17 protein-coding genes and 1 tRNA gene are annotated in these 23,621 nt (G+C 63.6%); 7 read left to right on the top strand and 11 right to left on the bottom strand.

The window, feature by feature from the left end:
• Positions 1–14: 14 nt before the first annotated feature.
• A complete protein-coding gene (locus tag K1X11_RS09095) occupies positions 15–1,076 on the bottom strand; it encodes a uroporphyrinogen decarboxylase family protein (protein ID WP_221029751.1) in 1,062 nt (353 codons plus the stop codon).
• 117 nt (positions 1,077–1,193) lie between these two features.
• On the opposite strand from K1X11_RS09095, the gene K1X11_RS09090 reads away from it, so the two are divergent.
• On the top strand, positions 1,194–2,048 hold the full coding sequence (locus tag K1X11_RS09090) for a helix-turn-helix domain-containing protein (RefSeq protein WP_221029752.1): 855 nt from the start codon (positions 1,194–1,196) through the stop codon (positions 2,046–2,048).
• On the opposite strand, the gene K1X11_RS09085 is transcribed toward K1X11_RS09090, so the two are convergent.
• On the bottom strand, positions 2,035–2,829 hold the full coding sequence (locus K1X11_RS09085; protein ID WP_221029753.1) for a sugar phosphate isomerase/epimerase family protein: 795 nt from the start codon (positions 2,827–2,829) through the stop codon (positions 2,035–2,037). The two genes, K1X11_RS09090 and K1X11_RS09085, sit on opposite strands and share 14 nt — an antisense overlap.
• Positions 2,830–2,845: 16 nt before the next feature.
• The gene (locus K1X11_RS09080) at positions 2,846–5,041 is read right to left on the bottom strand and encodes a hypothetical protein (RefSeq protein ID WP_221029754.1); all 2,196 of its coding nucleotides are present in this window, start codon (positions 5,039–5,041) and stop codon (positions 2,846–2,848) included.
• A 172-nt stretch (positions 5,042–5,213) separates the two neighbouring features.
• On the opposite strand from K1X11_RS09080, the gene K1X11_RS09075 reads away from it, so the two are divergent.
• Positions 5,214–6,260, top strand: coding sequence for a nucleoside hydrolase (locus tag K1X11_RS09075; RefSeq protein WP_221029755.1), 1,047 nt, complete (start codon positions 5,214–5,216; stop codon positions 6,258–6,260).
• A 16-nt stretch (positions 6,261–6,276) separates the two neighbouring features.
• Here K1X11_RS09075 and K1X11_RS09070 read toward each other — a convergent pair.
• Positions 6,277–6,362 (bottom strand) — tRNA-Leu (locus tag K1X11_RS09070).
• A 128-nt stretch (positions 6,363–6,490) separates the two neighbouring features.
• Between K1X11_RS09070 and nadD the strand changes: the two genes are divergently transcribed.
• Together nadD and rsfS are read left to right on the top strand one after the other, a co-directional pair.
• Positions 6,491–7,069, top strand: coding sequence for a nicotinate-nucleotide adenylyltransferase (gene nadD, locus K1X11_RS09065; RefSeq protein ID WP_221029756.1), 579 nt, complete (start codon positions 6,491–6,493; stop codon positions 7,067–7,069).
• Positions 7,047–7,646, top strand: coding sequence for a ribosome silencing factor (gene rsfS / locus K1X11_RS09060; RefSeq protein WP_324726149.1), 600 nt, complete (start codon positions 7,047–7,049; stop codon positions 7,644–7,646). The genes nadD and rsfS overlap by 23 nt, the downstream gene beginning before the upstream one ends.
• A 29-nt stretch (positions 7,647–7,675) precedes the next feature.
• On the opposite strand, the gene K1X11_RS09055 is transcribed toward rsfS, so the two are convergent.
• The gene (locus K1X11_RS09055; RefSeq protein ID WP_221029757.1) at positions 7,676–8,752 is read right to left on the bottom strand and encodes a DUF481 domain-containing protein; all 1,077 of its coding nucleotides are present in this window, start codon (positions 8,750–8,752) and stop codon (positions 7,676–7,678) included.
• A 261-nt stretch (positions 8,753–9,013) separates the two neighbouring features.
• Between K1X11_RS09055 and K1X11_RS09050 the strand changes: the two genes are divergently transcribed.
• On the top strand, positions 9,014–9,361 hold the full coding sequence (locus K1X11_RS09050; RefSeq protein WP_221029758.1) for a type II secretion system protein: 348 nt from the start codon (positions 9,014–9,016) through the stop codon (positions 9,359–9,361).
• Between the two features lie 57 nt (positions 9,362–9,418).
• Positions 9,419–11,296, top strand: coding sequence for a hypothetical protein (locus K1X11_RS09045; RefSeq protein WP_221029759.1), 1,878 nt, complete (start codon positions 9,419–9,421; stop codon positions 11,294–11,296).
• 7 nt (positions 11,297–11,303) lie between these two features.
• Here the strand turns inward: K1X11_RS09045 and K1X11_RS09040 are convergent, their stop codons facing one another.
• From K1X11_RS09040 to K1X11_RS09030, 3 genes are read right to left on the bottom strand one after another with little or no spacing between them, the layout of a single operon-like run.
• The gene (locus K1X11_RS09040; RefSeq protein ID WP_221029760.1) at positions 11,304–13,280 is read right to left on the bottom strand and encodes an ArnT family glycosyltransferase; all 1,977 of its coding nucleotides are present in this window, start codon (positions 13,278–13,280) and stop codon (positions 11,304–11,306) included.
• Positions 13,281–13,302: 22 nt separating this feature from the next.
• Positions 13,303–15,258 carry an ArnT family glycosyltransferase gene (locus K1X11_RS09035; RefSeq protein WP_221029761.1) on the bottom strand — a complete coding sequence of 652 codons (1,956 nt, stop codon included), beginning with the start codon at positions 15,256–15,258 and terminating at the stop codon, positions 13,303–13,305.
• A gap of 43 nt (positions 15,259–15,301) precedes the next feature.
• On the bottom strand, positions 15,302–17,458 hold the full coding sequence (locus tag K1X11_RS09030; RefSeq protein WP_221029762.1) for a hypothetical protein: 2,157 nt from the start codon (positions 17,456–17,458) through the stop codon (positions 15,302–15,304).
• Positions 17,459–17,581: 123 nt separating this feature from the next.
• Here K1X11_RS09030 and K1X11_RS09025 point away from each other — a divergent pair, with 123 nt between their 5' ends.
• Positions 17,582–18,322 (top strand): class I SAM-dependent methyltransferase, encoded by a 741-nt coding sequence (locus K1X11_RS09025; RefSeq protein WP_221029763.1) that lies wholly within the window; start codon positions 17,582–17,584, stop codon positions 18,320–18,322.
• Here K1X11_RS09025 and K1X11_RS09020 read toward each other — a convergent pair.
• From K1X11_RS09020 to K1X11_RS09010, 3 genes are read right to left on the bottom strand one after another with little or no spacing between them, the layout of a single operon-like run.
• Positions 18,319–20,451, bottom strand: coding sequence for a hypothetical protein (locus K1X11_RS09020; RefSeq protein WP_221029764.1), 2,133 nt, complete (start codon positions 20,449–20,451; stop codon positions 18,319–18,321). The two genes, K1X11_RS09025 and K1X11_RS09020, sit on opposite strands and share 4 nt — an antisense overlap.
• Positions 20,448–22,154: a hypothetical protein gene (locus tag K1X11_RS09015; RefSeq protein WP_221029765.1), complete on the bottom strand. Its 1,707-nt coding sequence runs from the start codon at positions 22,152–22,154 to the stop codon at positions 20,448–20,450. Before K1X11_RS09015 ends, K1X11_RS09020 begins: the two co-directional genes overlap by 4 nt.
• Positions 22,151–23,614 carry a hypothetical protein gene (locus K1X11_RS09010; protein WP_221029766.1) on the bottom strand — a complete coding sequence of 488 codons (1,464 nt, stop codon included), beginning with the start codon at positions 23,612–23,614 and terminating at the stop codon, positions 22,151–22,153. The genes K1X11_RS09015 and K1X11_RS09010 overlap by 4 nt, the downstream gene beginning before the upstream one ends.
• Positions 23,615–23,621 lie beyond the last annotated feature (7 nt).

Below are 23,621 nucleotides of genomic sequence, written 5' to 3'. Positions count from 1 at the left end.
GAAGGGCGAACGGGTCAGGAGCTCGCGGCGTCCACGATGGCTTGTTTGACCGCGAGGATGTTGGCGGTCGGCGTGCCGAAGGGAATGACCGCGGTGCCGAGGATGAAACCGGGGATGCCCGCGCCCTTTGCCATCTCGGCCTGGGCGGCGGCGTAGATGTCGTCGGGCGAGCCCTTTTGCAGCAGGTGCGGCGAGATGTTGCGGCGCATTGCGCGATCGTATTGCTGGCAAAGGTCGGACCATTCCTCGAAGTCGCCGGTGAAGTCGCAGAGCAAGTTGTTGCAGCCGGTCTCGACCAGGTGCTCAGCGATGCGGGTGGTGTTGCCGCCGATGACCAAGGGCACGTCGGTCACACCTTGGCTGGTGGCCCAGCTGGCGAAGTCGGTGGTCACCGGCAGGACAAACTCCTCATACATGGCCGGCGAGAGCAGCTCGGGGGAGGCTTGCGAGTCGAAGATGATCAGCTCGGCGCCGGCATCGATGTAACCTTTGGCGAAGGCCTTGATGATGCGACCGGAGTAAGCGAGCACCTCGTGCACCCATTCGGGTTCATCAACGCAGGCGAAGAAGAGCGTCTCGGCGCCGACCAAGGAGATGGCGAGCGAGAAGGGGCCGGAGATGGCACCGCGCAACCAGATGTCGTCGCCGAGGGCGCGGCGCACGTTGCGCACGGCCTGGAGGTTGATCGGCATGCGACCGTCGGTGAGCGGATTGGGCACTTTGGCCGAGCTCAGGTCGGTGCCGGCGGGGATGACGTGATCGCCCGGGCTGATGCCGGGGATGGAGGTGTCGTCGCCCTCGTAGAAGGTGACTTTGCAGCCGCAGGCTTCGGCTTCGAGATTGTAGACATCGACGCCGACGGCGAGGGCATCGGGCTCGACGTTTTCATACTCGGCGATGAGGGCGCGCGTCAGCAGGTTGGCGTCACGGGCGATGGCCGAGGGGGTGGAGCCGATGAAGGCGGCCTTGTGTTCGTAGATGGCCGGCAGGAAGGGGACGACGTTGGCGGTGGGGTCGCAGCGCAGAACCTTTTCGATTTGGGCGCGAGTGAGGGGGGAGCGAAGGGTTTGGGCCATTGGCTGATTGGGTGAGGGTAACGGGGGAGGCGCAGTGTAGCACAGGTCTCTGGAGGCGAGATTGGCGTGGCGGGAATATTGTTTGGCATATCGGGCGATCGGGGTTTCGGTGGCCCCATGCCGACGTCTGCCCCGCTCCACTTCACTGTGCCCGCCGACGGGGTGGTGTTTGCGGAGAGTGTGCATGCCGGAGACTTTCGCATGAGCGAGCGCACGGACCCCTTTCACAAGGTGTTGTATGTGCAGCGAGGGCGGGTCGCGTTGCAGTTGGGGGCGGCCGAGGAAGGGCCGGTTTTGGAGGCGGGAGCGGGCACGCTGCTGATCGTGCCGGCCGGGCAACGCCATCGTCTCACCGATGTGGAGTTATCGGTGCTGCTGCTGTTGGGCTTCGGTAAGGAGTTTGTGGATACGGATGCGGATCTACGCGAGATGTGGAATCGGCTCCGGCGGTCTCAAGGCAGTTCGATGCGCTTGCGGCCGGTGCAGGCGGGGCCCGTGGTGGGCTGCTGGCGGCAGGGGATCCTGGAGCAGACCGAACAGCGGCGCGGCCACGGTGTGGCGGCGCGAATGCTCGCGCTGCAGGTGTTGCTCGGGGCCGACCGTTACCAATTGCGCGCGGTGGAAGACTCGACGGCGGAGCGGGTCACCCACCTGCTCGAGGATTTGGAGACGACGTTTTACCGGCCGTGGTCGATCGATCTGGCGGCGCACCAGGTGGGTCTGTCCCGGCGTCAGTTCACGCTGCGGTTTCGCGAACAGACCGGGAAGTCCTTCGTCGAATACCTCAATGCATTGCGCCTGGCCCATGCCGAACGGTTGCTGCGCAGTGGCCGCTACAGCGTGACCGGCGCGGCATTTTCGTCCGGCTTCGAAGACCTGTCCCATTTCTACCGCTTGTTTCGCGGTCGCCATGGGGTGGCGCCGAAGCAGTGGATGGCGGATCAGGCGACGACGACGCCTACCACCACTTGAGTTCCTGCGCCGATTGCAGGGCGGCCTCCAAGGGCGCGAGCTCCGGGTGCCAATGGCGTTCCCATTCCAGGCTCACCGCGCCGGCGAATTCCGCGGCCAGCAGCGGCTGCAGCTCGGCCATGGGGAACTCGCCCTGGCCGGGGAGCACGTAGGAAAAGGGGTGTTTGGCGGAGGGCTGACTGATGCTTTCCTTCACGTGAATGTGCACCACGTGGTCGCGGATCTTCTGCCAGGTCGTGACAGGAGATTCGCCGCCTTTTTTCCAAGTGTGATGGCTGTCCCAGAGGATGCCGATGCCAGGGCACGCACCCGCCAGAGCCAGAATGGCGTCGGACGAGAGCAAGGCATCGTGGGTTTCGATCATGATGTCGGCCTGCCAGTCGTGGCGTTGCTTTTGTTCGTGCCACCAATGGAAGGTGTCGAGCGCGCCGGGCAGGTCCGCTGCGAGGTTCTCGCCGCCATCAAAGAGGCGCAGCCAGCGAACGCCGAGGGCCTCGGCCCAGGGCAGAAACTCAAGGAACTCGGCACGATCGGCGGCGGTGTTGGTGAGCAACCGGAGGGAGGTATCCAGGGAACGAATACGGAGGCGCTGATCGCCGAGTTGATCCGCGAGCGCGGCGGGGCTGCCAAACCTGGCCGTGAACAAAGCGGGCAGATCGAGGCGTCCCTCCAGAGTGCGCAGTTCGACCGCATCGAGGTCGAAGTTGGAGGCGACCGCGAGGGCCTCGGATAAGGTGGCGGCGGGATTGCCGAGCGTGGAGTAGCAGCGTTGGTAGGACATCAAAAAGGGGGGGCGTTTAGCCGAGCAGGCGGCCACCGGTGGGGCCGCAAAAGACCGTGGTGCTGCGCGGCGCCAGCTCCGTTTGAATGGCGGGACCGCCCGGCCACTGCAAGCGACGCGGGCCGCCGTCGATGGTGTGCACCACGATGAGACCATCGCCGACGAGCGTGGTTTCCGCGACGTCGTTGTAGGTATGGCAACCGGCGGTCACGGCGATGGCGCGGACGAGTTCGGGGTCGGTCGGCGGCAGCGCGGAAACCCACCAGGTGGCGGCGGCGGGAGAGTCGGCCGGGTGACGGACGGCGGCGGCGGTGCCGTCGGGCCAACGCGCGATCACTTCGTCTGCGGGCGCCGGCTCAAACGCCGGGAGCGCCAGGGAGGCGGGGAGCGTTTTCGACGGGTTGAGTTCGGCGAAGGTCCAGGTCTGACAGGCTTCCGTGGGGTGGTGGGATCGCGTGGTGACGCCGGTGAGTGCCGTGGCGAGTTGCGGGTCGAGGTGATTGCCGTCGCTCCAGCCGGTGTAGCCGAGGGCCAGCACATGGCGACCGTCGGTGGCCACGCGTTCCTGCAGGCAGGTGCGTTGGGCGGCGTCGAGCATCGGCGTGGTGGCCAGAATGACGAGGCGGTAGGGGGAGAGGTCCAGCGAGGGCAGTTCGTCGACGAGCGCTTCGTCGAAACAAAGTCCGCTGTGGTAGAGCGCGTGCAGGAGGTCGTCGACCAGCAACGGCGTCACCGGATCGGAGGTCGTGGTGGGGAGTTCGCCAAATTTGGCCTGCGGGTGCCGCTGACTCACCGTGTGGCAAAACGACATGGGGTCGTGCACCAGCAGCACATCGGCGGGGCGCAGGAAGGCGTCTGATTGGCGCTCGGTGGTGATGTGGTGCAGGGCGCTGACATCGGCGAGGAGTTCGGGGGTGTCCCACCAGCCGCAGTTGCCGCCGCGCGCGAAGTCGGGCGTCGCGCCGATGGGGCCGAAATCATACCACCACTGGCCGCCGCCGCGGGTGACGGGTTGCAGGACGTTACGGCGATGGATGGCGATATCGTCGGACGGCGTGCTCTTAAATTTGGCGTCCCACGGGCAACCCACGTGACTGGTCGGCATGTCCATCTCGTCGAGCCAGAGTTTGCCCGCGCGACGCACGGCGCCGATGAGTCCGCGCGCGTTGCCGGTGCCGCCAAAATCGCGCGCGGCCGGTTCGTAGGATTGGGGGGAGCACAGGCAATCCAGGTGCGGGGAGGCGAGGGCCTCGGCGACGGCGAGTTGGGCCCCGGCGGCCTGACGACCAAAGATGCTGTAGAAGTAACCGAAGAAGGCGGCCGTGATCAGCGGACGCGGCCAAGCGGTTTTGGCGGTGGCGGCCAGCTCGAGCACGATCGAGGTGAGGGCGTGGTGTTGGAAGGTGAAGTAGTCGATGACCGGCTGTTGCGTCATCGGATCGCGCAGGATGCCGAGTGCGGCGGTTTCGCGGGCGGGGGAATCGGGCACGCTCACGGCCTCGAAGGTGAGGCCGGGTTGGTTCCAGGCGGCGGCGAGGATGGGGGCGGTTTGGTATTTGGCGCGAAGCCAATCGCGGAAGGCCGCCGTGGCGGCGGGGCCGGTGTCGGGGTCGTGGTGCAGGAAACCAAATTGGTGCCACTCGCCGTAAACGCCGTTGGCGATCTGCAGTCCGAACAGCGCGTCTCCCTCGGGGGTGGCAGCGAGCGCGGCGCAGAATTCGCGCAGGCGGGCGTGCGCCCAATCCTGCCAGGGACGGGAGTAAAAACTGGCGCGAGTGGGTCGCTGCGCGTCGTCGGCGAGGGGGCGATACAAACCGTGGCGCGGCGGATCCTCGGGCTCGGTGTCGGCGTAACCCACGCACTCGGCCGGGTGCTCGGCGCACCAGGTGGGAGGCGGGTTGACGTGGAGCCGCAGCATCACGGCGCCCTCGGGCGCGACGGCCCGCACGCCGGCGATTTGGCGTTGGGCGAGGGAGATGTCGAGGGTGCCTGCGGCGGTGAGCATTTGCTCGAACCAGATATCGAGTTGAAACAGACGCACGCCGCGCCGGGCGAACTCCGCGATGTTGCGCGCCGGCACCTCTTCCCACGACCAGCGGGCCCCGGGGCAGTCCGACAGTGCATAGAGCAGCGGGGCCACGGGCTCGTCGTTGAGCAACAAAGTGGGGCGGTCCTGGCGGAGTTCCAGGCGAGCGGAGATGGGGTGGGGCATGCCTTTCGAGACAGGGCAGGGACGGCGGAGACTAAAGCTGAAAGAAAATGAAAGTTAGGCGGCGAAGGCGTCGGAGACCAAAACAAGGTCGTCAACGGCGCGGCGTTGTGGGAGAGCGGTGCGTATGGCGCTTGCTGTCCCCACCCCGCCGACGCGCATACCCCTGGTGCACGTGACCGACCTCTACCACCCCGCGCAGGATCCGGATGATCAGTTCGACCTGGCCACGGTTTTGGCGCTGCCGGAACTGGACCTGCGTGCGGTGATTTTGGATACAACGGAGAAATTTCTGCGCGCGGCGCCGGAGGGTTGGGACGTGGCGCGGGATCCGGGCTTCGTGACGGTGGCGCAGGCGGGCTGGTTGCTGGGGCGGGCGATTCCGGCGGCGATGGGGCCGACGGCGGCGTTGCGGGATCCGGCCGACGATGCGCGGGATCGTCCGCAGCGGGAACATGCGGGCGTCGAGCTCCTGTTGCGGGCGTTGGTCGAGGCGCCGGCGCCGGTGGTGATCTCGGTGGTGGGATCGGCGCGGGTGGTCACGGCGGCGTTTAATCGGGATCCGGACTTGTTGCGGCGCCAAGTGCGGGCGGTGGTGATCAACGCGGGCACGACGGTGCACCGGGATCTGGAGTGGAACGTGCAATTGGACCCGGCGGCGTTTGTCGGGCTGTGGCGATCGGGCTTGCCGGTGCATTGGTATCCCTGCGCGACGGAGCGGGGCGCGTTTGATCGGCGGCCGGAGCGGGGCACACATTGGCGGGCGACGCATGCGGTGTTGTTGGAAGGGATCGCGGCACCGTGGCGCGGCTGGTTTGCCTATGGGCTGACGGGGTCGGCGCGGGGGGACGTGATCGGCGCACTCGCGAGTTTGGGACGGGGAGCGGTGTGGGAGAATATTCAACCGGCGTCGCGCAGCATGTGGTCGACGGCTTCGCTGGTCATGGCGGCTGGCCGGGGATTGGCGAAAACGCCGGAAGGGTGGCGCTTCTGTCCGCTCGCGCAGATCGCAGACCACGGCTGGGAATCATGGGATCTCCGGCTCGATCCGATCACCGGGGAAGCTGACGACGCAGGGCAGGTCACGTGGGCGCTGGCTGAAGCGGACGAGGCCGGCTGCGACCGGCGGCTCTTTGGCCGCACGCCGGGGGAAGGTTATGGCGAGGCGATGGCCGAGGCGTTGAACGCCTTACTGCGGACGTTGCCGGGCGAGCCGGCGTAAATGCGGTAGCGAAGCGTGGTGCCCCGGGCCGGACTCGAACCGGCACGCCCTTACGGGCAAGAGATTTTAAGTCTCCAGTGTCTACCATTCCACCACCGGGGCGCGGACGGAGGAGAGGGGTGTTAAGCGTGATGTGCGGCGCCAAGACAAGGCGGGTTTTGCGTCACACCGGTTACAGGAGGGTGAACTTCACGCTTCCCGCCGCCCGGAATGCCCCCCACAACGGCGGGATGAAGATTGGCCTTATGGGCGGAAGCTTCGATCCGGTGCACTTCGGTCATCTGGTCGCGGCACAAGATGCGATGGAGCAGCACGGACTGGATCACGTGGTGCTGCTGCCGGCTGCGCAGGCGCCGCTCAAGGACTACGACGTGAGTGCCTCGGGCGAGGACCGCGTGGCGATGGTAAAGGCGGCGATCGACTGGGATCACCGTTTCGAGGTGTCGGATTTTGAGGTCAAACGCGGCGGCGTGAGCTACACCATCGATACGGTGCGGCACTTTCGGGCGAAGTATCCGGACGCGCAGCTGTTTTGGATCATCGGTGGTGATCAGGTGCCGAAGCTGGGGCAGTGGCGGGACATCACGGAACTGGCGCAGTTGATCGAGTTCATCTTCCTCGAACGACCCGGTCACCCGGCCAAGCAACCGCCGGAAGTGGAAGGGTTGCGGCTGCATCGTTGTGACGGTCACTTAATCGAAATCAGCTCAACGGAGCTGCGAGAACGTATGTGTCGGGGGCTCTCGCTCGATTATTTTATGCCCCACAAGACGATTGAGTTCATCTGTGAAAACGGCCTATACCGCTAATCACTTATCCATGTCTGCACGTTCCAAAACTGCTGCCACCACGGCGGCCAAGCTCCCCGACCCGCGCATTTTGCTGGCCGATCTCGTTAAAGCCCTCGACGCCAAAAAGGCCGAGGATTTGCGGGTATTGGCGGTGGGAGAGCACTCCTCGATCACCGATTATCTCATCCTCGCCTCCGGTCAGGCCAACCCGCATCTGCGGGCGCTGCGGATCGAGGCCGAGCGCGTGCTGGATGGCGCGGGTGCGCCGATTGCCGGGGTGGAGTCGGGGGACGGGAGTGGCTGGATCGTTTTCGATGCCTACCAGATCATAATCCACCTGTTCATGCCGGAACAGCGGGAGAACTATCAGCTCGAGCAACTGTGGCGTGACGCCGAAGAGATTTCGGTGGAGGACCTCCTGAACCCGCCCAAGCCGAAGCCGGTGAAGAAGGCCCCGACCAAGAAAGCGGCGACCAAGAAGACGGCTGCCCCGAAAAAAACTCCGGCCACGAAAAAGGCTCCGGCGAAGAAGGCGACAGTGGCGAAGAAGACGGCGGCCAAGAAAGCGGCCCCTGCACGTAAGCGGACGAAGTAGTGGGTCGGTGGCCGCGCAGGCGGTGAGGCTCAGAATCCGTAGCCGATCGAGCTGATGATGCGTTGATCGGCGCGGGCGTCTTCGGTCGCGACGGCGTTGTCGAACTCGTATTCGTAACGCAGATTGAGCGAGATACTGCGGGTGATGGTGCCCTGCAGGGTGGTATCGAAGCGCAGCTTGTAGTTGGATTCGCCGGTATCGACGACGGAGGGTTGGTTGCCCACCGAGATAAAGCGGGCCTGGCCGTCGGGGGAGTATTGGGCAACGGCGTTTTGGGAGAACTTCACCTTTTCGCTGATCTGGTAACTGTAATCCTGGAAGACCTCGACCAGGGCGTAGACGCTGCCGTCGTCGATGTTGGTCTGGCGGTATTGGGCGGTGAGACCGGCACCAACGTTGATGGTATGGTCGTCGTTCTTGAAGAGCCGATAACCGGCACCGACGTTCTGCTCCCAGTTGTTGTCGATCAGCTTGATGGGGTCCCGGTAGTAGCTGGTGAGGGTCTGTGCGAAGGTGCGTTCACCGAGTTCGCGGCGCCAACGGAAGCTGCCGTCGTAGCGCTCGTTGGTCACCTTGGTGTCCTGTTCGCTATAGAGCAGGCGAGCGGAGGCTTTGAGCGAGTTGCGCCCCATTTTGCTTTCGGCAGAGGCGCGGAAATCGAAGTGAGTGGCGTCGGTGCGACCGTCGATTTGGCGGAAGCCCAGCTCCAGTTTGCCGGACCAGGGATTGAGGAATGAGAAGAAGGTGTCGGCGGCGGGAGTCGGAGAGGAATCTGGTTTGGGAGTGGGCGGGGCCACTGGTGGGGCCGGCTGAGGCTTCGCTTTGACGACCTGAGTCTCTTCAGCCTGAACCGGTTTTTCTTCCGGGATTGGGTCGGTGTTCAAGCCGCTCTCCGTGTCGATGCGGTCGATATTTGCGACCGGGATTTCGATCTCGCCGAGCATAGTGGAGCTCAAGACCACGGCCTCGGCGGTGCGATTCACGATCAGGCCGGTGAGACGATCGCCGTTGGTGAGGAGGAGTTCAGCGGCGTGGCCGGCGTTGGCCACCGCGAGAACCAACCCGCTGAGCAGGAAAGGGAGTCGGAGGCGGAAAAAGTGCTGCATGCTGCAGGGGTTAATAGGACGAGAATTCGCGGAGAGAGCTAGGGTGAAAAAACGCAAAATGCTGGCGTATGGTGGTTACAGGGCCGAATGGTTCTAGTTACTACCGAGTTGATAGGGAGTTGGGCTCAGCCCGATTTGGGTAAAAATACGCACAAATCGTTTGCGAGATTGAACTTGCGGTATGTCAAGGGCGGACGCTTGATCGGAGAGATCGCCCGCACGTCGGGCACTATTATCATCATAAACACATCCAGATATCCTATGAAACGCTCCTCCTCCAAAGGTTTCACCCTCGTCGAAATCATGATCGTTGTGGTCATCATCGGTCTCCTCGCTGCCATGGCCATCCCGGCCTTCCAGAAGGTCCGTCAGTCCTCCCAGGACAAGGCCGTGTTGAACAACATGCGCCAGCTCGGTTCCGCCGCTGACCAATACTTCCTCGAGAACGGCACCTCCACGGCTGAGATCACCGTCCTCGTGGGTGCTTCCAACTACATCAAGTCCCTGTCCACCGTGGCCAGCGAGACCTACCCGACCACCTACACCCAGGGCACCCCGATCACCGTTACCGGTATCGCTGGCGCCCGCACGATGACCTACCTCCAGTAAGTCGTTTTTGGTTTTCAATCTCCAAACCGTCCGCACACCGTGCGGGCGGTTTTTTTTATGAACAGACGCGTGGTTTTGTTTGTGTTGGTGGGGCTTCTGGCGGTCCTGCTTGGCTTTATCACCTTAACCCCGGCTCAAGCTGTCCAAGCCGTTCGCGATTATGGGTATTGGTTTGTTGCGATCAGTTTTGGCGGACTGGTTTTTCACCTGGTTCGGGAAGCCTTGGGGTGGTGGACCGCGATCGGGGCAGGGGATCGATTGCGGCGGGTGTGGCGGGCTTGGCCGGTGTGGCTCGTGGTCGGTCTCGCAGCCCTTTACCTGCAGGTGCAGGAGAAGCACGGCTTCAAGATCATCGCCGATGAGTTCCTGCTCTGTTCGACGGCCAAACAGCTGCACGAATACCGGTCTGGGGCGATTGTGCTGCGGGCCTACGACTACGGGGGAAATTTCGTCACGCTCAACTCACGCGTCGACAAGCGCCCTTTGACGTTCCCGTTTCTGTTGACGCTGTTGCACGACACCACGGGGTATCGCGTCGAGAACGTTTTTATCCTGAATGGACTGCTGTCAGTCGCGCTGACGGCTTTGCTGTTTTTGATCGGACATCGCCTGGGCGGCTATTGGGCGGGGGTGTCTCTGGTCGCCTGGATATGTCTGGTGCCGCTGGTTATTCAGAATGCGGCCGGAGCAGGATTCGAACTGCTCAACATGGTCATGATTCTTTTGGTGGTGTGGCTGGGGATGCGTTTTGCCGAACAGCCTGAGCATCGCGACCGGATGGGGGCGCTGATATATGCAACGATCCTCCTCGCCCAGGTGCGTTACGAATCCGCCCTGTTCGTGGTGCCGGTGGCGGGGGTGATTCTTTACGGTTGGTGGCGCGCCGGTCGTATGCTGCTGCCCTTTAGCGCCATGGCAGCTCCCTTGCTCCTGCTCCCGGTGCCTTGGCTGCAAAATGTCTTCAAGCTCAGCGAAGCCTCGTGGCAGTTGAAGGACGTGGAGGGGGCGACCTCTCCTTTCGGTTTTCAGTATTTCTATGACAATGTCGGGCATGCGCTGAATTTCTTCTTCACCTTCGATGGTTCGCAGCCGAACGCGTGGTTGCTCGCACTGCTGGGGATTCTGGCCATGGGGTTTGCGGGCCTGCTGATCTACCAGAAGGGCCGCGAGTATTGGCAGAAGTCTCCCCGGGACACGGCTCTACTGATCGCGATCATTGGCCTCACGCTGCACGCGGTGCTCATGCTCTGCTATTTTTGGGGCAAATGGGATGATCCCATCATTCGGCGATTGTCGCTTCCCACACACCTGCTTTTGGCCCTGACCATGGTTTGGGTGTGGTCCAAGGTGCCGGGCCTGACGCGACGGTGGTGGATTCTCTTGGGCCTGGCGGCTTTTCAGTGGTTGGGCTGGTCCGTTCCGGCTATCGCCCGACAGGAGTATAACGCCGAAAATTATGCGGCTCGGACCACCAATTGGCTCAGCGATTTCGCGGCGCAACAGACTGCCGCAGGACGGCGGATTCTGGTGATCGACCCGGTGGCAGACCTCATGTGGTTTTTGCACAACCAATCAGCGCTGAATCCCTACACTTTGGCCAAGCGCGGAGAGGAGTTTGTGTTTCATTTTGAGCAAGGCACCTTCGACGACGTGTATGTGGTCCAACGCGTGATCGTGGATCTCGCGACCGGAGGACGTTTTATTTCGGCGGTCCACGATTATGGTCCGGCGCTCACGCTCGAGCCGGTCATGGAACAAACGTTCGCGCCGACGTATGTGATCCGGGTCAGTCGTGTGACGGCCGTGGATGCGGAGCAAATCCTGCAGTGGGGTAAATACCAGGAAACGTTGGATTTGGACTCTCCCACCGGAGGCATCGAAGAGGTCAAACTCGATGTCGACGCCCTCAACGAGTGGATTCGCAAGCTGCCTTAGATGCGCCCTATTGTCCCAGGATTTCGCCGCGCTCGGCTGCCTCGATGAGGAGTGACACGGCTTCCGGCGGACCCTCGACCAAGGCGCTTATCTCCAGTTCATTCAGACGGTAGACCATCGTCGCATTGGCTACGATGGCGTCGGGCGGGCGAACCCGCAGGTAGCGGGCGATGCGCGCGAAACGCAGGCGCTCAACTTGCCATAGACCTTCGGTGTTCTCCCTACCAAAATCGATGATGCGGTTTTCCAGGGTGCCTTGGGCAAGCTGCCGCCGCGCCCAAGCCATCCCGCGTCGGTAGCTCTCTTCCTTATCCGCCGTCCATGGGCCTTTTACCGGGCTGAAGATATCCTGCAGCATGGTCGCTCCGATACAGTAGAGCCCGGGTTTCAGCTCCTCGAAGCGACGTGGACGATAGTGATCGTAGATCGGCGCAAAGGGGATGGCGTCGGGCAGGTGATAACTCAGCGAGTCGCTGCCAAAATAGGAGACATACAAGGGCTCGTCCGGCTCCCGATGCTGATTTACCCAAGTCGCCAATGCCGGCAGGCCCTGGCCCCAGTCGAGCGAGCTGTCGACAAGCTTGTGCCAACCCTGCTTTGGACCGCCGGATAGATAGTTGAAAAACGTAAGGTAATGCGGCGCGACGGTCAGCGCTCCGGCGAGAGACAGGACCGGCAGAGCGATGAGTCCTGCTCGTCCGCGGCGAGGCATCCACTGCACCACGCCGCCGCCCAAAATAAATAGAACCGGATAAAGGGCGAGGATGTGCCTGTGCCCAATGTTCAAAGAGCTCATGAGGGAGAACGAGCCGAACACTGCCACGAAGACGATGAGGGGCGCAAAACGGGTCAACTGGGCGCTGACCAAACTGGTCCCCGACCGTGCCAGTCGGCGTAGCCCCAAAACTGCGCACAGGAAAGTCAGGAGTAGTTCTGCCGAGGTGCTCTTCCAGGCGAAGGTGGCCAGGAAAAACCACCACCAACCCGTCGTGCTCAGCTCTCCGGCGAGGAATGCTCCGCGGGCCGAGCCTTGATAACGCACGTGAGTGAAGCCTTCAATGTAAGCCTCTGGCAGGAGTTGCCAATCGCGGGCAAATTGGATCACGGCGGTCACCGGGCCTTTCCAAGAGAGCATCTCCTCCCACGTAAGAATAAACTGTTCGTGGGGGGGCATCCCTGGGGCTGCGGCGGGATAACGCAGGCCGAAACTCATCCAGATCACTGCTGCCGCGGCCGAGGCGTGCGCCACCATGAGCAGCGACCAGCGACCGAGACGTCGCCAGTCTCGCCTGCCGCTCGGCGCCTGCAGCGCGTCCCATAACCCGAGCACCGCAAATATAGGCACCAGCAGCACGCAGGAAAACTTGGCCACAAACGCGAAGCCGGTGGCCAACAAACTTAGCGGGATCCAACGCCCGCCTCGGCGCAAGGCCTGCCAGAACGCACCGGTTGCGGCGAGCAACCAGAATGCAGCGGTCGTGCCCGAGGTGACCAGAGGACCGTTGGCCAAAATCGTCGGGCACACCGCCCACATTCCCAGTGAAAACAGCGCCGCCCGGTTTCCCCAATAGTGACGGGACCATACAAACACCAGCACACCGAGCGACAGCGGCCAACACAGCATCGCCAGGCGGCCGCGCCACAGCATCGACTCGTGGTCGTTGCCGCTGGCGAAGAAAAAATCGTCGGAGATCTCCCACACCGAGGTGCGTTTCCAGAGCTCTGGCGACGCTGCGGGGTCAAGGTGCGGTGCCGAGGCGAGCAGGGGCAGCGCGGCCCAGCGCTGGGGCAGGTTGCCGTTCTCCGGCTGCAGCCGGTAGTCATTAAATTTCCAATACGCGTAGCCGGCGGTGAGGTGAGCCGTCTCATCGTGGGTCACCCCGACCTGCCGCAGTCCCCACGTGGCCAGCAAGGCGTGCAAGGCCAGCAGGGTCGTTACGCACGCTGCGAGGAGGCGCGGAGAAATGGGACGAGATTGCATCATCGGAAGAACTGCAGGTCTGCGACTAAAACGCCCTGTCGGCGGTGCGAGCCTGGTCCATCAAATCGGCCAACTCGGCGGGAGAGCCGGTAGTGACCACCCTCACTTCTTCCGCGTCGAGCCGAAAGACGAGCACACTGTGAGCGACGACCGCGAGGGGCGGTTTCATTTTCAAATAGGCAGTGAGGCGGTTGAAGCGCAGACGGTCCAAGCGCCAGAGGGGCTCCGAGCCGAAGTAGCCAAAATCCACGATATTCGCGGACCGGGTTCCTGCGGCCATCTCCGGCAGGATCGTCGTGCGCAGCTGCCGGTAGGCCGCCTCTTTCTCCGCCGTCCATTCGCCCCGAAACGGGCTGTAAACATCCTGCAGCATAGTGGCACCGATGCAGTATAGTCCCGGCTCCAGCGGAGCCCAGGGGCGCAGTTGGTAGTGCTCGTAGATGGGCGCGAGGCGAATGGCTTCCGGCATGCGATAGGCGACGTTGTCGCTGCCGAAATACGAAACATAAACCGGCTCGTCGCTTTGACGATTCCGCTCAACCCAACTGGCGAGAGTTGGCAGCCCTTGGCCCCAGTCGAGGGAGGAGTCCACCAGCTTGGTCCACGCGCGGTCCGGACCGCCGTTGAGTCGGTTGAAAAACGTAAGGTAGTGCGGCGCGACGCTTAGCGTCCCGAGTAACGAAAACAGTGGCAGGGCGATGGCCAGGCGCTTTCCCCAGTCTCCGAGGCGGGCGATCAGACCGCCGGCCAGAATGAACAAAATCGGATACAGCGGAAGGATGTGGCGGTGACCGATATTCAGAGGACTCAAGATCGAAAAGCCGAGGTATACGCCGGCAAAAACCACCAGCGGCGCGATCGGGGCGGCACGCGGCAGGTGGCGAATTTTTCCGCGAGCGAGCGCGGTCAAAGCGGTCGCTGCGACCGCCCCGCCCACCAGCAATTCTACGATGGTGCTTTTTAGAAAAAAGGTCGCGGGAAAGAACCACCACCAGCCCGTGCTGCGATAGTCACCGAAGAGGAAGGCGTCGCGGGCGCTTCCTTGGTAGCGCACGTGGGCAAACCCTTCGATGTAGGCCTCGGGAAGGAGTCTCCATTCCCGCACCGCCTGAATCAGCGGAGCCAAGCCCCCGTCGTTTTCGAGTAGTTGGGACCAAGGAAGAAAATATTTCTCCAGCGGAGGCATGCCGTCGCCCGCCGGCGAAAAGCGCAGTCCGAAGGCGAGCCAGATGACGACCCAAATGCCCAGGGCGTGCAACGCCCCGAGACCGACCGCGCGCCGCCAGTCCCGCCGGTGTTGCACCCCGTGGAGTAACGCCATGGCGGCGAAGATGGGCACCAGGAGGACGCACGAGAACTTCGCGACAAAAGCGAGGCTCGTGGCCAATACGCTGGCGGCTACTCGGCCCGGCGTGGCCTGCCCCAGCGCGCGCCACCACAGCAAAGAGGACAACAATAACCAGAAAGCCGCGGTGGTGTCTGAGGTCACGAGTGGGCCATTGGCCAACACAGTAGGGCTTACCACATACAACGCGGTCGAAAACAGCGCGGCGTTTTCTCCCCAAAGGCGGCGAGACCACCAAAATACCAGTCCGCCCAGGGCCAACGGCCAAAACAACATCCAAGTGCGGGCGCGCCACAGCAATTGGTCGATGGGGTTGCCGTCGGCGAAAAAGAACTGGTTGCCGATCAACCAGACTTCCGAGCGTTGCCAAAGCTCCGAGGCGGCGTGGGGATCCAAACGAGGTTGCGCGGGTAACAGGGCCAGGCCCGCCCAACGTTGTGGCAGGTTGCCGTTCTCGGGCTGAAGCCGGTAGTCCCCAAATTTCCAATACGCGTAGCCGGCGGTCAAATGTGCGGTCTCATCGTTGGTCACGCCGGTGCTCCGGATGCCCCACAGCGCGAGCACTGCATGCAACAACAACAGCGCTGCGAGACCCCAACCCGCCCGGCGACTGAGAGCGGCGGCACGGGGTGGCACGGGAGCTGGGCAGACTGAGTCGGTTGTCGGCAAGGGAAGGGTCCTAGGGCAAATAGCGCACCGCGGCGAGTCGCCGGTTTTGATCATCGACCAAGCACAGCAGCCAACGGGCACCGACGGGGGCATCCGGGGGCGTGGCGCGCAAACGGAGCTGCACCGGACCCGGTGGCGGCGGCTGGCGCCAGCCTGTTTGCCAAGGCCCCTGCGCTTTGTTGGAAGATCTGTCTGGATTCAGCGGTGCCATCTCGAGCCGCCCGGTTGCCGGGGTGACTGAGTCCACCGGAATGGAGCCGGCGGGATGCAGGAGCCACCAGTCCAGACGGGCCACCGGCGCGGCCAGCTCGGCCAAGCTTATGTTTAGGAATTCGCCGTCGTGTCGGGCCAGGTTGAGCGGCGTAAAGGATTGGTCTGATCGCGCCCACAAAGCGTAACCGTCGACTGAATACACGGGGTGAAAATGGTTGCGCAGGTAGTCGGCGAGCGGGCCGGCGGAACTGAATCCGTTGTCCACCAACAGCTGCAGCACGTTGAGCTGCACCACCACCGCCGGACGGTTGGCTCCGGCCAAGCGCGCAATGATCTGCTCCTGCCGCTCTGGGGAAAGCGAGTTGAACCACTGCGTGGCGTTGGCCCGGGTCGGGGTGGGCACACCGCTCCATAAATTCAGGCTGTAGGTGCCGGGTAGGCTGAAAAGCATGTCCGCCTGTGCGCCGACGGTGGCCACAATCGATTGCTGCGCGAAGGCCACTTCGTCGGTCACGACCATCGCTCCGGTGCCGGGGAAGTTCAGGCGCTCCCCGGAGGCCTGCTGGAAGCGAGCCGTAGCCACCAGCTTGTGGGAGATGATGCCACTGCAGAGCAACGAGCCTGCCACCGCTGCCCAACGGAGTCGGTGTCGCGTGGTTGCTTGATTGGTGCGGAGCAGGCGGGCCGAATCGAGGTTTGCGAGCACCACGAGCGGCACCAGGAGGAACGTGGCCCAGTTAACCTGACTGCCAGCCACGGGAAATCCGTGCAGAAACTGAGCCGCAAGCAACCACGCCAACCAGCGGCGCACACGGTCGCTCCGGTCTTCCGGCTTGATGCCTGGAAGCGACAAAGCGCAGAAAACCGCCAAGCCCGGTCCAAACGACATGGCCAAGGCCGAAGCACTTAGTCCAACACCACCCAAAAAGCTTAACCCCAACAGAATGGCTCCGAGCAGTCTCACTGAAACCAGCACGCGTGATCGGATCTTGGCGGGCAAACGATCCTGGGTGACGGCGAAGAGGCAGGTCACGGCGGCGAACGCGATCGAGCCGGGCAGCCAATCGAACGCGAACGTATAGACGCTGGTCTGTTCCAACGGATCCAGGATCACGCCGCGCCAGAGCCAGGCGAGGCTTGTGCCGCGCGCGAGGGTAAGCGCCAGCACACTCAAGGCCACGGCGCAGGCCGCCGCGATCATCACCGCGATGTTGCGCGGGCGCGCTGAGGGTGACGCTTGCCGGACCACGGTTATCCATAACGCCACTCCGGTGAGCGCGGCCAGGAGCATGAAGACCGGCACCCACGCCTCGTGCGCAAGCCTTCGCATCAGCAAGACGGGCATCAGCACCATCCACAGGCCGGTAGCCAACACGGCAATGGTGCGTGCGCGTCCGCTGAGCGCGTGCGCCAGCAACCATCCCCCGGCGCTGGTCAGGAAGAAGACACCTACGTTGATTTTGGTGAGTAGCAGGATCACCCCTATGCCGCCCAGCGCGGCGGCGGTGGGCCAATGCGTCGCCGGATCGCGGCGACTGCCCAGCCACGCACCTAGAGCGAGCAACAGCCCGATGAGTCCGCCGGGATGACTCGGTTCCCGAATCATGACCCACATAAAGGCAAACGTCGCCACAAAGGTCAGGGTTCCGGTGGTGAGTGAGCGGGCGGTGCGGCCCACCAAGAGAGCCGGAAAGGCCGCCGTGCCCAGCCACATTCCCCAGGTGACCCAGCGGGCGGTTGCGCTGGTCCAGTCAAAGTGGCCGAGACGAGAGAGCCCATCCATCACCGCGAAAAAACCAGGGCCGTATTGGGAAAAGACTTGGTCGTAGAGTTGACCGTCTAGGTGGTAGTTGTGCAGCGAGAGCAACACGTAGCCCTCGTCGTCATAAATCATGAAGGTGGAGAACAGCAGCCGTTGTCCGGCCCAGGCCAATACGCCAGCAAGGATGATCAAGGCACTGGCCTCGACCATTAACCCTCCCCGCCGGGTTAGGGCTGAGAACGTTGCCCGCGGCCATAATTTCATCGACAGGCCTTTTAGCCCCCCGGAGCCTGCGGACAAGAGTGAAGCGCCAGCATGGAGTCCGCTGAATACGACAATCTTGCCGCCGTCGAAGCGGAGCACTGGTATTACGCTGGGAAGCGCACCATCGTGCGCTCATGGCTGCGTCGCACGGGAGTGCTACAACCAGACGCCTTGCTGCTAGATTGTGGGGCCGGCACCGGAGCGTTTGCCGATGAAATGCAAGACCACTGCCAGGTGGTGGTTTTGGATGACCATGAGGAGTCGATCGAGCGATTGCGGCAGCGTTTTTCGGCGGAGCAGGTGATCGGTTTGTCGGGCGACAGCATTCCCTTGGGAGCCGGATCGGTCGACATGGTCACCGCGCTCGATGTGCTGGAGCATGTGCCGGACGACCGTGCGGTGGTGCGCGAATTTGCACGGGTGGTGCGGTCGGGTGGAGCGGTGGTAGTGACCGTGCCGGCGTTCATGTTGTTGTGGAGCGAATGGGATGAGGTGCTACACCACTTTCGCCGCTATCGATTGGCTCAGTTGCGAGCCTTGTTTCCGGCTGAAGACTGGGTGATCGAACACACCAACTACACCAATACCTTGGCCTTCCCGGCGGTGCTGCTGCTGCGACGCGGACGTTCGCTTTTGCGGAAAATCGGATTGGGGAAGTCGGTCCGGAGTGAAGACCGGGTGCCACCGGCATGGATCAACCGTTTTGCTCGCTGGGCCTTTGTGACCCCCGCGGTGCGGGGCCTGTGGGCACCGTTTGGCGTGAGCGCCATTCTGGTGGCGCGGCGCCGTTAGTAGGTGCGCAGGATGTGCGCAGGCTGACCGTCGCGGTCGCGCAGAATCAGCAGCCCGTCCACGATCGGCGCCCGGTCGGGGAGAATCAGGTGATAGCTGAAAAGTGGCTCGTCGGAGCCCGAAGTAGCGGGCTCGAGCGACACCTCGTCAGGCGAAAACCGGCTCACCAGAGCCCGTTCGGCTCCCGTGTAGATCCACAACTCAAAGGCGCTCAACACAGGCAGCGGCTCCGGCAGGTTAAAATCAAGGCGACGAGAGGACGTGGCCCAGCGGGCAACGCCGAGGAGGGGCACCTCGCGGCCGTTTTTCAGCCAGAGGGCGTAACCGTCTATTTCGAGTGCGGTCGAAAAGTGGCTGCGCAGGTAATCAACCAGAGGACCTTCCACCCGGCGCCCTTGGTCCTGCAGATATCGCAGGAGGTCGAGCTGGACGATGACACCGGCGCGGGGAGACGCTTCCAATTCGTCGATGATGGCTTGTTTTTGATTGTCGTGAAGCAGCGAAAACCAGTGCGTGACATTCGCCCGTGTCGGCGTGCGCACTCCACTCCAGAGATTAAAACTGTAGGCACCCGCAAAGGTGAAGAGGGGATCAGTGTTGTGGCGGGCGTTGAGGGTCATGATTTGGATCGGCACCGCCGTGGCGGTCGGCATCACCAGATCTTCGGCGCCCGGCAAGCCCAACGCCTCGCCCTGCTGGCGGTGGACATGGCCCTGTAGCGCCATGGTGCCGGCCAGAGTGAGGCTTACCACCAAACCAATCGCGCCCACGGCGCGTCGCGTCCAGTCCCGCGTTGATCCGAGCGGGAGGTCGCGCAATGAGTCTTCGACGCCCGCGGCCAACAACGGCACCCAAAGGAAGGTTCCCCAGTTGAGTTGACTGACGGCGACGGGATACGCGTGCAGACTCTGCCACCCGACCAGCAGGGCGAGCCACAGCCGTCCGGGCGCAGACTTGTCGTTACCGAGTGGATACGCCAAACAGGCCGCAAGAGGGAGCCCGTAGGTGAAGCCTGCCGATGGTAGCAGCAGGGGCACCCACCCAAATACGGCTGCCATCACAGCGAGCATTAACGCCGCCCGGACGGCGTGCAGCAGCACCCGGAGCAGGGCGGACTCTGGTCGACGCCAGGCGAGCAGCATGAGACCGACCGCCAGCAGCGCTGCCCAACGCGTCCCGGGACGCCAATTGAAGGCGAACCAATAAGCATCGGGATGTCGCAACGGACCCAGCAAGACGCCTTCCAGTATCCCTCGGAGGCTGCTGCCGAGCGCCAGGGTGAGTCCGATGATGACCGTCGCAGTGAGCACGCCACCGACAGATGCCGCCGCCCAACTGCGGGCGATTGTCGGCACCACGGGCAGGTGTCGCCAACCCACGAATACAACGGTGGTGAGGGCGACCGCGACCACCAGCGCGAAGGTGACCACCCACGGCGCGGGCCACAGCCCGTGCATGACGACCAGCGGCGCCAGCGCAAACAGGGGGCCGGTGACGAGCGCGACGATGCGACCGAGGCGAGACGCCCGACTGGCGAGTGCCAACCAGCCCCACAGGGCCGCGAGCAGGAAGAGTCCGGTATTGATCTTGGATAAACCCAGCGCGGCTCCGACGGCGGCGATTGCCGCCGCGGACCCGGGGTGGCGCGCCGGATCCCACCGCAGTCCGATCCAGGCGGCCAGAGCGACCAAGAAGCCGATCATCCCTCCGGGATGCGTAGGCTCGTTGGTCATGATCCAGAGGTAGGCAAAGGTGCCGGCGAGAGCGAAGAGTTGAGCGACCAGCGCAGGCACCAGTCTGCGCGTGATGTCCCAGCACAGCCCCACAGTGCCGAGCCAATAGCCCAACGTCAGCCAGCGGCCGGCGGTATGCGTCCATTCCCAGCCCCCCAGGGTCGATAGGGCTTTGTGCCAGAGGTAAAAAAACGGTCCGTATTGGGTGTAAACTTCGTCGTAGAGCGCTCCGGCGGTGAAGGCGTTACGCAGGCTTAGGAGCACGTATCCTTCATCATCATACACCATGAAGACGGAGAACATGAGGTTGCGGCCAGCCCAGGCGATGAGTGCGGCCAGCGGCAGGAGCACGAGCCAGCCGAGTAACTGAGTGAGGCGGGGCGGACGTGGGCTCATGGGCAGGAGGAGGCGACTCGGCCGGCGCGCCACCACAGGGTCGCGGTAAGGGCGACAGCGCCAAGGCCGTTGAGCCAAACGGGCCAAGGGCACAAGTCACCGAGGAACTGGTAGGCAAAGGCGAATTTCGCGCCGGAGTTGGCCAGGATCGCCTGGCCGAAGAGGTTGGAGAGCGGCCGCCCCTCCTGCAGCACCACCATGGCGGGAGTCACGCGGATGGATTCCACGGTCATCTGCAGTCCGATTCCCAAAAGCGCGTCGACCACCAATAATCCAAGCACCGCTTTGGGCCACCACGAGCTGATCGTGGCAGCGTGGCGCGCGAGCACGACCAAGCCCAGCAGCACCAGCGGTTGCAGGCAAATGTGAGCCAGACCCCACCGGGATAGGGCGGGATGCACCCAAACGCCGAGCCCGACCAGCGCTCCGAGCAGAAGAACGCGGGCCCCCTTGGCGGAGAGGTGCCGAAATGCGGACCAAGTGAGCAGCAGTCCAGCCAACCCTGGAGCAAAAGTCAGGTTGGTTTGATAGAGCTGGAAAAATTGATCTCGGAGCCACGCCCAAAAGTCAGTCGCAACACTCGCGTCTGGCGGTGGCGTTAACAGGGAGTGGGGCACCAGGGTGCGGAGTAGATTCTCGCCGAAAATGCGCCACGGTTGGGTCCAATCCTGTGAGGCTGCCAGATACTGGGCGGTGGTGGTGCTGGCGGAGAGCCCACTGATGCCGGTGCGCGGCAGGATCCAGCCAAACCATGTGGCGCAAACCACTACGCCAACGACGAGCGCGCCCCCCGTCGCACGCCGGAAGACAGTGGTGGTATGGCGGTGCCACAGTTGGACGACAAAAACGGGGCCGAGCACGACGACGAAGATGGCCGCGGAATAGTGCGTGATGAGGGCCGCCGCCATTGCTCCGGCCGCGAGCAAGCTGGAGTGCACTGGATCGCGCTGTGTTTTGATCGCCTGCCAAGCGAGCGCCACGGCCATCACGACCCATGCGGCGGTGAGCAATTTCGTCCACGGATAGGTGAGGTTCTGCATTACCATCGGGTTGCAGACCAGAAAGGCGCCAAGCCACCGCCGGGCTTTCGGGGCGCCGTCACCGGCCAGACGCGTGAGCCACCAGCTCATGGGCAGCACCACCAGAGACCCGAGCAACAGGGAGATGACTTGGTAGCGGGCCATGCTTTCGCCCGCCACGGAAAGGAGGAGTGCGGTGACAAGGTTTTGCAGCGGGGGGCGTCCGGCGAGCGGATCTCTGGCCAGCATCCAACTCCAGTCCTGTTCGGGATGAAGGAAATACTGCGCCCGGTGGAAATGACCCGCCCAGTCGCCAATCCAATCGCCGCCCGAGTAGTTGCGAATCATGCTTAACCACAGGAGCCCGACCGTTACGACTCCGGCCCACAGCAGGAAAGTCTCGCGCGTTTCGGTTTGTTTGCGCCATGCCGCGATCTCCTCGCGGCCCTGCCACCAACCCCATGCCGCCAAAGGAGTCACGAGCCAAGGCCAGACGCCCGCCGGGACTCCGGCGAGATGGAACACGGTGGCCAAGCCGTGCAGTCCGAGAACTCCGGCAAAGGGAGTGACGACCGCGCGTTGCGCCGAGGCCGAGCCGAGCAGCCGAACGCTCCCAAGCCCGATGCCCAGCACCAATCCAACCGAAGAAAATACGGCAGCGAACAAACTGAATCCGAAGCTCATGGCGTGTCGGGAGGAGGGGACGCAGGCCAGACATCGATGCCCCACTCTCCGTGCTGGTGACGGGTGTAGACTTCCGGTCTGAGTTCGTAGGCGATGCTCCAATGCGGTGTCCCGGCCGGCAATGCGATGGCGTGAAAACGGGGCGGCAGATGTTCGCGCAGCACATCGCGACGGATAGGGCGGCCCGCCAGTGCCCGGACCGCCAAGCCATCCTCATCCGCGTAGCGTTTACCTTCCGCATAGAGCGTGACCAAGGGGTGCCAGGGGAACCAAACCTGCTCGGGCCACGTCTCCACGATGGTCTGTGCCTGGGCGTAGCGCGGGTGGTTGAGTCCCCACACCCAGACGGGAACCAGCGCCAGGCGGAGGCCGACGAGTCCCACGGCCAGGCCGACGCCGATCCACAGGGCGTTGCGCCGCAAACGTGTGCGCTGGGCGACCGCCAGGGTTGCGGTGAGTCCGGCCGGGAGCCACAGCCCGAGACCCTGCAGGCTGTTGAGGTTTCCGCCGTAGGTCAGCAAGGCCGCGAGCCCGGGAGGCACCGCAATCGCCCAGGACAGCCACGGGAGGTGCAGGACCGTGAGTGCGGATCGCCGCTGTCGGCGTATCCAGATATAAGCTACGGCCGGCAGCAGCAGGTGCACGCCCATCGCCGGGGCCACATCGCGGAGGCGCGCGGCGAGATCCTGCACCCAGGGCAGCGCGCTTGGCAGTTGGAAGAGCGACAGCCGCAGGGCCCCCGGGTCTTCGAGCGTGACGGTGAGCAGGCACCACCCGAGCAAGGCTGCCGCGAGTCGCGCGGCATGGGCTACGCTCGCACGGGCACCGCGGCTCGACCATAACCAGATCAGTTGAGCGAGAGGCACGGCGATCGAGGTCTGTTTGCAGAACAGGGCCGCCGTAGCGAAGAGCGCGGCCAGCCAGTCACCCGCTGCGCTACGCCTCCGCATGAGCAACAGATTGGCCAGCAGACCGCAGGCGACGGCCAGATTGTCTGCCTGGATAAACTGCCAAGCCGCTCTCGGCCAGATGGCGATGGCCAGCAGCGCGGCCGTCCATCGCAGCCGAGGGGATGCGTCCCAACCGGACGGGAGCGGTGTAAATCGACAAACCGCGATGATCGCACCGAGGGTGATGAGTCCGTTGATCGTGGCGGCGACTCCCAGCGCGGCGGCAGGGGAACCGGACCAGCCGGCGGGCCACAGCAGCCAGATGGGCAGCGGACCATACATCCACGTGTTCGGCGGACCAGAGGGGCCGGGGTAAATTGCTTGGCCGTAGTGGAGCGCGACCGCCGGCGCCAAGCGGATGTCGTTCCAACTGCTGGTGCTGAAAAAGGCCCAGCAGTGCCAAAGCCACACCGCGGCAGCGAGCGTCGCACCCACCCAGACGAAACGTTCCCATCCGTGCCTCGAAGAGGCCGACGCGGGACGAATCTTGGAAGAGCTGGTCGAGTCCATGGGGGCG

The sequence above is a fragment of the Actomonas aquatica genome (genome assembly GCF_019679435.2).
GTDB classification, from domain to species: domain Bacteria; phylum Verrucomicrobiota; class Verrucomicrobiia; order Opitutales; family Opitutaceae; genus Actomonas; species Actomonas aquatica.
The sequence above is the reverse complement of the archived record's forward strand: the minus strand, read 5'-3'. Positions and strand labels throughout refer to the sequence as shown.